Raw genomic sequence first — 3,116 nt, forward strand, 5'->3', positions numbered from 1 at the left:
CGAGCTTCTACGTCAATGGCCCACTTAGTGTTGATATTGAACTTCAAGCCCAAACCGGCAGAAGCGCCGATACGTGCACGCATTTCAGCTTCACCGGCAGGAGCCATAGACTGCGAAGTACCGTCAGCACTAATTGTAACATCCACATTTTGAGATTTTGCTACAGAAATTTGAGGTCCCAAGAAACCGTAAACTTCGAAGAAACGGTTAGGATTAGCACCGGCAAACAATGTAGAAAGATTGATCATTGCATCAATGTTACCACCTACATAAGTCTTGTTGTGTTCCCAGTATGCATCATCCAAACACAAATGCTGAGTAATACCGTTTACCTGAGCACGTACCCCCCAAGTCGGAGTAATCAGCTTACCAACTGACACGCTGAAATGCGGAGCAATCTTATTGAAACCGTCATTGTTGATGGCGTGGATACCACCACCTACACTGACAAAAATATTATCGCTCCATTTCGGAGTGTAGTAGTTCGTTTTTTCCTGTGCATTCAGATTTGCTGCACAAGCGCCTGCCAATAGTAAGGAGGCTATCATTAATTTACTTTTCATTTTCTCTTGAGTTTAAGATAAATAACAACTAAAACTTCTATTAATCAAGTTCACCAACACCACCACCGGCATTGCCTTCACCATGACCATGACCATGACCGTGGCTATGACCGTGACCAGGAATATCTTGATTTTCAAGAACAAACAGTGTAGAAGTTGTATAATCATCTACTTCAATAGAAGCTAAAGGCTCTGTTTCAGCTTTTGTTACAGCCTTCTTCACTACTTTATATTCAGTTGTTACAACAGTATAAGTAATAGATGCAGTTGTTCTAGAGTTAGCATAAACTTTATACTTATTCTCCGGTGTTGTTACTGTCGTTTCCTCATATGTATTCTCAAGCGTGTTAAAGAAAGATTCAATAGCTGCGCGTTCAATAAGATCAGTTGTATTGATTTTCTTTGCACCTACTTTTGCACCTTCTTTTACTACATAAGGGAATGATGGAATGTCAAACCAATAAAGCTCGTAGTTATCCCAAGTCTTAACTTTAGGATCCGTTACTGGTTCAAGTTTTGTAGATTCTGCTACAATCTTAGTCTCAGCATCTTCTTCCTGAAGAATGATAGTCGGAGTCAGAGTAGCAAATTGCCCAGCTTGCAAAGCAGGAACCTTAACTGTAACAGTTGCACTCAAACCATTATAAGAAGCTGTAACATCAACACTCTTAGCAGCCAGAGTAGGATTACCAGTAAATGTCAACTCTGCAGGTGCGATAGTGGCTTGGCCAGTTACATCTGTAGTAACACCATCCTCTATAGCAAGCACAATCGGACTAATAACAGCTTGTGCATTAGTAGGAGTTACATTAACGTTGAACTCTTCCTTCTCACAAGAAGTTAAAGTTGTAGCTAAAGCTACTACGGCTAACGCAAATACTGCACTTATGCCGTTTAAGAATTTAATCTTTTTCATCTCAATTAATTAATTAAAAATTTAACAATTCTGACTTAATAAAATATGGGTTAAAACTATTTTCTTCCATTATATTGTCACTAACTTCCGCTTTATACTGTCTATAATAGTACCTTTCATTACCTGCATTATAAACAATGCCCATATTAGCAGAGGTATTCACACGAGGTATATATCCTTTCCTTTTATATTTATAAGGAGGTAATGCCACTTGAAATCGGAAGCCTCCATTCATCTTTGCATGTTCTGCTTTCATTGCATAGAAACCAATCGAACAATAGCGAAAATGGCGAATCATTTCAAATTTAACACCTTTCTCCTTCAATAAATACTGTTCTGCTTTCAGATTAAACTGAGTGTTAAATTGCGGCCAATAAAAGCTACCGCCCAAAGACCAAGTAACAAGTGCTGTCGAAGGATCATATACATAGCGAAATCCGCTCCAATATCCCATTCCTGTATACCCAATCCGAGCCATTAAGGAAAAGCGTTCATCCTTAAAAGGGCGATAAAATTCGGCGTCCACTCCATATTGGTCAGCACTAAAACATCCCACAGTCACTTTACCAAACACATTATACGGTAATCTAAAACGCTGTGAAATTGTAATATGTCCTGGATGAACTTTATCTTCAAACCTTCCATACCCATCATTATAAACCGGTATTTTCAACTGTGCCGTTAATTTCATACCTTTCCATAACGAAACTTCTATCGCAGGACTCAAATCAAACAAGACCTGGTAAATCTGTGTAATCACCAGATTCTTGAAAGCTAATTGAGGATATACCAATACATCAATCTTGAACAAAGAACTATTTTTCAACTTTATTTTCCGTGCATTTTTCCAAGTATCACCCAATTCATAGCTTACATTCCAGTCATCACGTTCTGCTTGGAGCACCGAATCCCCCTTTATGGGATGATAATAAAGAGAAATCTGAGGTACATTATTGTCCAGAACTATTATCCGGCATGACTTTTCTTCCGGTAAACCCATCTTTTGAATAACATCCACCGCTTTGCCTATGCCTACGCCTTGCAAACGATATGCAGAGTTCTGCAGAACATACACACGTTCATTGCCATCTTCTGTCCATCCAACATTTTCAAATCCCATTTCCACTAAAGCATCTACAGTACTTTCCCCCGTTTGGCAAATCCCTTTTAAAGGGAGCAAACAGTATAAAAAGAACGCTGCACACAGTGCTATTGTTTTAGTATTTAGGCACTTTCTTATGTTAGAGTTTTTATACCTCATCTTTTTCAACCATTTTTTGTGTTCGTATAACACAAAATATGCTGCAAAAATAGACACATTTTTAATAATACCAAAGATTTTTATATGAAAAAATGAAATAATGTTGTTTTTTCTTCAAAAGCCCCCAACAAATACTCAGAATGTTTATATGAAATATATTAGCTATCTTAAAATCCTTAATATAGCTGTGCATAATTACTATACAGAATGTTGTTTTTTGTGCCAAATAGTCATTTTTCAGATGTTTTTGCTAATTCACTTTTCTCTGAAAAAGGATAAATAGAAGAAATATCTGCAAGAATCTTGAGTTCAACTTATAAATGCAACTTTTTGGGTGCGGATAATAAGCAATAAAAACATTTATTTTTCAGAGAGG

Annotated in this window: 3 protein-coding genes; all 3 read right to left on the minus strand. The window is 37.3% G+C overall.

Annotated features, from left to right (window positions below; translation table 11 throughout):
- A partial coding sequence (locus tag ACESTD_RS18315; RefSeq protein ID WP_373159095.1) for an outer membrane beta-barrel protein occupies nt 1-563 on the minus strand: 563 nt, incomplete at its 3' end.
- Between the two features lie 40 nt (nt 564-603).
- The gene (locus tag ACESTD_RS18320; RefSeq protein WP_005827864.1) at nt 604-1,479 is read right to left on the minus strand and encodes a DUF3869 domain-containing protein; all 876 of its coding nucleotides are present in this window, start codon (nt 1,477-1,479) and stop codon (nt 604-606) included.
- A gap of 13 nt (nt 1,480-1,492) precedes the next feature.
- The gene (locus tag ACESTD_RS18325) at nt 1,493-2,740 is read right to left on the minus strand and encodes a hypothetical protein (RefSeq protein ID WP_005836064.1); all 1,248 of its coding nucleotides are present in this window, start codon (nt 2,738-2,740) and stop codon (nt 1,493-1,495) included.
- Nucleotides 2,741-3,116 lie beyond the last annotated feature (376 nt).

The organism is Bacteroides sp. AR20, from assembly GCF_964250605.1.
Lineage (GTDB): Bacteria > Bacteroidota > Bacteroidia > Bacteroidales > Bacteroidaceae > Bacteroides > Bacteroides uniformis.

What these genes read in the sequence shown, in the direction of transcription:
- ACESTD_RS18325 (WP_005836064.1), bottom strand. Translation starts at nt 2,740, where the DNA reads ATGAGGTATAAAAACTCTAACATAAGAAAGTGCCTAAATACTAAAACA.
- ACESTD_RS18320 (WP_005827864.1), bottom strand. Translation starts at nt 1,479, where the DNA reads ATGAAAAAGATTAAATTCTTAAACGGCATAAGTGCAGTATTTGCGTTA.